The 6886-nt window shown below is 48.6% G+C and carries 5 protein-coding genes; all 5 read left to right on the top strand.

Features of this window, described 5'->3' with window-relative positions; all coding sequences use genetic code 11:
- Window positions 1–942: replication restart helicase PriA (gene priA, locus LJ740_RS17485; protein WP_229530408.1), on the top strand; the 942-nt coding region annotated here is incomplete at its 5' end.
- Between the two features lie 120 nt (window positions 943–1062).
- Window positions 1063–1686, top strand: coding sequence for an SPOR domain-containing protein (locus LJ740_RS17480; protein ID WP_229530407.1), 624 nt, complete (start codon window positions 1063–1065; stop codon window positions 1684–1686).
- A 348-nt stretch (window positions 1687–2034) separates the two neighbouring features.
- On the top strand, window positions 2035–2559 hold the full coding sequence (gene hslV, locus LJ740_RS17475; protein WP_229530406.1) for an ATP-dependent protease subunit HslV: 525 nt from the start codon (window positions 2035–2037) through the stop codon (window positions 2557–2559).
- 12 nt (window positions 2560–2571) lie between these two features.
- On the top strand, window positions 2572–3900 hold the full coding sequence (hslU, locus tag LJ740_RS17470) for an HslU--HslV peptidase ATPase subunit (protein ID WP_229530405.1): 1329 nt from the start codon (window positions 2572–2574) through the stop codon (window positions 3898–3900).
- Between the two features lie 354 nt (window positions 3901–4254).
- Window positions 4255–6879, top strand: a complete 2625-nt coding sequence (locus LJ740_RS17465; RefSeq protein ID WP_229530404.1) for an ExeM/NucH family extracellular endonuclease — start codon at window positions 4255–4257, stop codon at window positions 6877–6879.
- Window positions 6880–6886: the final 7 nt, after the last annotated feature.

The following is a 6886-nucleotide window of genomic DNA, read 5'->3' as shown; positions in this document are numbered from 1 at the left end:
ATGATTTTTATTAATCGTCGTGGCTATTCACCGGCCATCATGTGTAACGAATGTGGTTATGTGGAAACCTGTCAGCATTGTGACAAGCCATACACCTTTCACAAATCCACTCAGCAATTGCACTGTCATCATTGTGGGTCGGTGCGCAAACGCCAGTTTAGTTGTCAGTCTTGCGGCAGTCACAATCTGTCTGCCGATGGGGTGGGAACAGAGCAATTAGAGGAAGCCCTGGCCCGCATTTTTCCGGAATACCAGGTGGCGAGAATTGACAGCGACACCATGGCCAGTAAACGCGCGCTTAATCAGACATTGGAGGATATCAACCAGCGTAAATACCAGATTCTGGTGGGCACCCAGATACTGGCAAAGGGGCATCACTTTGCACATTTGTCTATGGTGGCGATACTGGACGTGGATGCGGCATTGTACAGTGCCGATTTCAGGGCTACGGAACAACTGGCTCAGTTGGTAACGCAGGTGGCTGGCCGCACCGGCAGGGCAGGTAAAGAAGGCGAAATGTGGCTGCAAACCTGTCACCCTGACAATGGCTTGTTGCTGGATCTGTTGCACAATGGCTATGGGCATTTTGCCCGAACCACCTTAAAAGAGCGACAGGCAGCGCAACTACCGCCCTTTGAATTTCAGATACTGCTCAAGGCCGAGGCCATTAAACTGTCAGACTGTCAGCAGTTTTTATTACAGGTGGCGAAAATGTTCCATATGGAACAATCACTTAATGAACCAGCCTTAAAAGTCATAGGACCCTTTCCGTCATTGATGGAAAAACGCCAGGGCCGCTACCGGGTGCAATTGTTATTATCCCATCTGCAACGCTTGCCATTGCACCGCGCTGTGAATAAATATCTGGCGAATATTGAAGGGCTTGCAACAAAACAGAAAGTACGCTGGTCTGTGGATGTGGATCCCACTGATTTTTATTAGTTTTTTAATATTCCTGCGAGACGCGCAAAGAATTTAACTTTGAAGTGGTTTCCACCATAGTTCAGACACGGTAAGATCTGCCGCGCGCTAAATATCACAACACAACTATAAAATTAATTTATGGCACCAAAAGATTACGTCGCCAGGGACAGAGTTCCTCCAAAGAAAGGCACAGGAGCGGCTGCAAAAAAGCGGCCCAACAACAAATCACCCGGTAATTCCGGCAGAAGCCGGGGCAATCAATCCGCCCAAAAACCGGTGGAATCACAGGGGCAGGCTACGCCCTGGTTAAGAATCGTGTTTACCCTGGCGGTGATCATCGGCTTTGGGGTGTTTCTGTGGAGTATTAAAGACGCATCCGAATCAAACAAGCCGGTTGCCCAAAAACAGGAAACCGTGAAAAAAACAGAGGATAGTTTACCCGAAGCACCAAAGGAAGAATGGGAGTTTATGAAAACCCTGACGGATCCTGATTACGAAATTGAAGTAGAAAAACCGGATACCAGTCAAACATCCGATACCACTTATGTACTTCAATGTGGCTCGTTCAGACAAAAAGACCAGGCTGAAAGTATGCGGGCCCGTATCGCATTTCAGGGGCTGGAATCCAATATCAAAGAAAGTAATGGTAACAACGGTCGTTGGTTCAGAGTGGTGATGGGGCCTTACGATCGCAAGCGCATGGCGGAAAAAGATCGCCACACCCTGCAACGGGCGGGCTTTACCACGTGTCGCATCTGGTAAAGGTATTTTTTACATCTCTGGGGGGCTGATAGGTACATTTTTTTCGGAACCGAAGTCTAACTCAGTCATTATCATTTGATTGAAATCATTGGCGGGGCGCCGACTGCGCCTTCAGGTGACCGGGCTGCGCTTCGAACAAATACTTGCTTTATCTCTAAATGAGCATCCATGTTCTCGCCCCGGCAAACATGCCAGTAAAGCAAGCAACCCAAGTGTTGCGCCAGACATTCACTTACAACTTGTGAAATCGTCAGCGACGCAAAAACCTTGAAATCACACTAATCACCCCCACAAATTGCTCATAGTCTGAAAGTGCGCACTATGGCGCCAAATTAAGCAGGAACAAAAATGACAACGATAGTGTCTGTCCGCCGCGGAAATCAGGTGGTAATGGCTGGCGATGGTCAGGTTTCATTGGGCAATACCGTGATGAAGGGTAATGCCAAAAAAGTCCGTCGTTTGTATCACGACAAAGTTTTAGCCGGATTTGCCGGTGGCACCGCGGATGCTTTTACCTTGTTTGAGCGTTTTGAGTCAAAACTGGAAAAGCATCAGGGGCATTTAACCAAAGCCGCTGTAGAGCTGGCTAAAGACTGGCGAACTGATCGCATGTTACGTCGACTGGAAGCGCTGCTTGCGGTGGCTGATGAAACCGCCTCCCTTATCATTACCGGCAACGGTGACGTGATTCAGCCGGAAATGGATCTGATCGCGATAGGTTCCGGTGGCAATTACGCTCAGGCGTCTGCGACCGCTTTGCTGGAAAATACCGAACTGTCCGCCAAAGATATTGCCGAAAAGAGTTTATTTATCGCCGGAAGTATTTGCGTCTTCACCAATCACAGCCAAACTGTGGAAACACTGGATTACTAATCAGGATCAAGCATGTCTGAAATGACCCCTCGTGAAATCGTCCATGAGTTGGACAACCATATTATTGGTCAACAAAATGCCAAGCGTGCGGTAGCTATTGCACTGCGCAATCGCTGGCGTCGCATGCAGTTGGATACTGAATTGCGTCAGGAAGTGACCCCTAAGAACATTCTGATGATAGGCCCCACCGGTGTCGGTAAAACCGAAATCGCCCGACGTCTTGCCAAACTGGCCAATGCCCCGTTTATCAAAGTGGAAGCCACTAAATTTACCGAAGTGGGTTATGTGGGTAAAGAAGTGGAGTCCATCATTCGGGATCTGGCGGATATCGCCGTCAAGATGACTAAAGAACAGGAGCTGGCCAAAGTGCGTTATCGCGCTGAGGAATCCGCGGAAGAACGTATTCTGGATGCCTTGTTGCCGCCAGCAGAAAATGTCTGGGGTGAAAAAGAACAGACCGAAGACAAGGGTTCCCGTCAGGTGTTCCGCAAAAAACTGCGGGAAGGACAACTGGACGACAAAGAAATCGAAATTGATGTTGCGCTACCGCAGGTTGGCGTTGAAATCATGGCACCGCCAGGCATGGAAGAAATGACCAATCAGCTTCAGGGTATGTTCCAGAACCTTTCTGGTACCCAAAAGAAAAAAAAGAAGCTGAAAGTTAAAGACGCGCTGAAATTGCTGGTGGAAGAAGAAGCCGCCAAACTGGTGAATCAGGAAGAACTGAAAGAAAAAGCGCTGGAAGCCGTAGAGCAAAATGGCATTGTGTTTATAGATGAAATCGACAAAATCTGCAAGCGGGAAAATGTCAGCAGCGCCGATGTCTCCCGTGAAGGTGTGCAGCGTGACCTGTTGCCTTTAGTGGAAGGTTCAACCGTTAGCACCAAACACGGTATGGTCAAAACTGACCACATACTATTTATTGCCTCTGGCGCCTTCCAGATGGCGAAACCCAGTGATCTGATCCCGGAATTGCAGGGCCGTTTACCTATCCGCGTGGAGCTGTCGGCCTTAACTACCGACGACTTCAAACGCATTCTCACTGAGCCCAGCGCTTCGTTAACCGAGCAGTATCAAGCCCTGATGGCCACCGAAGGCGTCAATTTATCCTTCTCTGAAGACGGTATTGATCGCATTGCCCACGCCGCCTGGCAGGTGAACGAAACCACCGAGAACATCGGTGCCCGTCGTTTACACACGGTACTGGAACGTCTGATGGAAGATATCTCTTATGACGCCTCAGAAATGGACGGTGAACAGGTCATCATCGATGCGAAATACGTAAATGAGCATCTCGAATCCCTGGTAGAAAATGAAGATCTGAGTCGCTTTATTTTATAACTCAACTCTGATGTTAAAAGAAGCCCGCTGTCATTGCGGGCTTTGTTGTTTTTGCGACAACACAAATGTGTCTCCAATGTACTAACGCATCCATTTTTACCCGAAAAATGACGCTCAGAGTTTATTTATACCCGAAATTTCCGGTGTTATTTTTACTCATTCTTATAAATAAACTTATTTTTAAACGCTAAGCCCCTGATTTTATTACTTTGTTAACAAGCTATTATGATTTTTGTTAAAGCCTTCCTGTCTTAACCGAAACCGGCAAAGTAGTTGTTGTGAATTGACGCTGATTTCTGTGTCTCAGGCACAGAAATAATAACAACAACAGACCCTAATACAGGAACCCTATCCATGTTGACAAAACTCTCTGTGATTTCCGCCGCTGTAATGGCGGCAACCACTGCCCTGGCCGATGATATTTACATTTCTGAATATATCGAAGGCAGCAGTTATAACAAAGCTATCGAATTGCATAATCCCACCGGGGCCGCCATTGATCTCTCGGCCTACAGCCTGGATTTTTACTTTAATGGCAACACCTCGGTGGGATACAGCATCGCACTGGAAGGTTCTCTGGCCTCTGATGCTGCCTATGTGGTGGCTCATGGCAGTGCTGCTCAGGCAATTTTAGATAAAGCCAATCAACTGAAAAGTGGTAGTTGGTTTAATGGTGACGATGCTGTGGTACTGAGTAAAGAAGGTGTCGTGGTTGATGCTATCGGACAGGTGGGCGTTGATCCGGGTTCCAGTTGGGACAGCAATGGTGCCAGCACTAAAGATAAAACCTTACGGCGTATCAGTGGCATTGTCAGCGGTGACAGTGATGCGTTTGATGCTTTCTACCCTGATGTTGAATGGCAGGTTTTTGATAAAGACAGTTTTGATGATCTGGGCAGTCATGGCGGAAGTGACGGTGGTAGCGACGGAGACAACGGCGACAATAACGTCGATTTAGGGCTTTGCTCAGAGGCTGCCACGCTGATCAGTGCAGTGCAGGGAACCGCTGCCGAGAGTCCGTTAAAAGGCACTAGTATGGTAGTGGAAGCCATAGTGGTGGCGGATTTACAGCAAAATAATCAGCTCAATGGCTATTTTATTCAGGAAGAAGATAGCGATACCGACAATGATACGGCCAGTTCTGAAGGGGTGTTTGTGTACGACAGTACTACCGAGGTCAATGTGGGTGACAAAGTTCGCCTGGTGGCTGAAGTTCAGGAATACTATGGGGCAACGCAATTGGGTAACGTGGCCGCCGCAGAAGTGTGTGGCACAGGCTTTAGCGTTACCGCTGCGAGTATCAGCCTGCCGGTGGCAAATAACGAGGCATTGGAAAGTGTAGAAGGTATGTTGGTGAACATACCACAGACCTTAACGGTGGCCGATAACTACAGCCTCAGCCGTTACGGTGAAATCGTGGTGTCATCAGGGCGGTTGTACAACCCGACTCAGATTGCCTTACCTGGTGACGCGGCCAATGCCGTTGCAGCAGCTAACGCCTTAAATCAAATCACCATTGATGACGGCAGTACGCAACAAAACCCTGATGCGGTTCCCTATCCTGCTCCGGAGCTAAGCGCTGCCAATACCCTGCGCGCAGGCACCGAAATTCAGGGGGTTACGGGGGTTGTTACTTATGGCTTCAGCAAATACCGGATTCATCCTACACAATCGTTGAATTTTGTAGACGCCAATCCCAGAACGGTTGCGCCTGAATATAGCTATGAGGGAGAATTGCGGGTGGCCAGTTATAACGTATTAAACTACTTCAATGGCGATGGCCAGGGTGCCGGATTCCCTACTTCTCGTGGTGCCGATTCAATGGAAGAGTTTGTGCGACAGCGGGATAAAACCATCGCAGCCATTCTGACCATGGATGCGCATATCGTCGGCCTGTTGGAAGTGGAAAACGATGGCTTTGGCGAATTTAGCGCCATTCAGGATCTGGTCAATGGCCTGAATGATAATGCCACTGAAGGTGAGTGGGATTTTGTGAATTTTAATGCTGATAATATCGGAACTGATCAAATTACGTCTGCAATCATTTATCGCAAAGACATGGTGGCAGAAGTAGGCACCGCTGCTCATACCACCGCCGTGCCCTTTGATTATGGTAACCGCGCACCGGTGGCTCAGACCTTTAAAGACCTGTCCAATAACGATGAGTTAACCTTTGTGGTGACTCACCTGCGCTCTAAAGGCAGCTGTAGCAGCGCCGAAGGTGACGATCAGGATCTAGGTGACGGTCAGGGTTGCTGGAATGCCACCCGTGTGTTGGCCGCCAATGAGTTAATGTCCTGGCTGACCACTAACCCCACCGGAATAGCCGAGTCAGACATTATGATTCTGGGTGACATGAATGCCTATGGCATGGAAGATCCCATCACCACCTTTAAAAGTCATGGCTTAACGGATTTAAAAGCAGCGTACCTGGGTAGCTATAATTACTCCTATATTTATCAGGGCGAGTCAGGCAGTCTGGATCACGCATTTGCATCAGCCAGCCTGAGCAACAAGATAAAAAGCGTAACGGATTGGCATATCAATGCGGATGAACCCATCGCCTTAGATTACAACACCGAGTACAAGTCAGCCTATCAGCAGGCCAACCTGTATGCCCCTGACGCGTACCGCGCCTCGGATCACGATCCGGTGATCATCGAAATTGATACTTACCAGGAATCTGAGCTGGAGTGGGCAGATTTATCCGGCAAACGCGGATGGCGTACCTATCAATTTGAGTTGCCAGAAGACGCAAAATACCTGGAAGTGACCACCAGTGGCGGTCAGGGTGAACTGTCATTGTGGCTGAATCACGATAAAAGGCCCAACAAACGCCGTTATCAGTGTCGTTCAGATGATCAGGGCACCGCACAGCGCTGCGTCATTGAGTCACCAGAATCCGGCAAATGGTACATCCGACTGCGCGGCGAAAAACGCTATTCTGGTGTGTCTATGAAAGTCTATAGCCACAACTAACGGCTAC

The sequence above is a fragment of the Planctobacterium marinum genome (genome assembly GCF_020687805.1).
GTDB lineage: Bacteria > Pseudomonadota > Gammaproteobacteria > Enterobacterales > Alteromonadaceae > Planctobacterium > Planctobacterium marinum.
This window is presented reverse-complemented; position numbering and strand designations above follow the sequence as displayed.

Bases quoted from the DNA above. Each gene is read 5' to 3' on its own strand.
- hslV (WP_229530406.1), top strand. From the start codon at position 2,035: ATGACAACGATAGTGTCTGTCCGCCGCGGAAATCAGGTGGTAATGGCT.
- LJ740_RS17465 (WP_229530404.1), top strand. From the start codon at position 4,255: ATGTTGACAAAACTCTCTGTGATTTCCGCCGCTGTAATGGCGGCAACC.
- hslU (WP_229530405.1), top strand. From the start codon at position 2,572: ATGTCTGAAATGACCCCTCGTGAAATCGTCCATGAGTTGGACAACCAT.
- LJ740_RS17480 (WP_229530407.1), top strand. From the start codon at position 1,063: ATGGCACCAAAAGATTACGTCGCCAGGGACAGAGTTCCTCCAAAGAAA.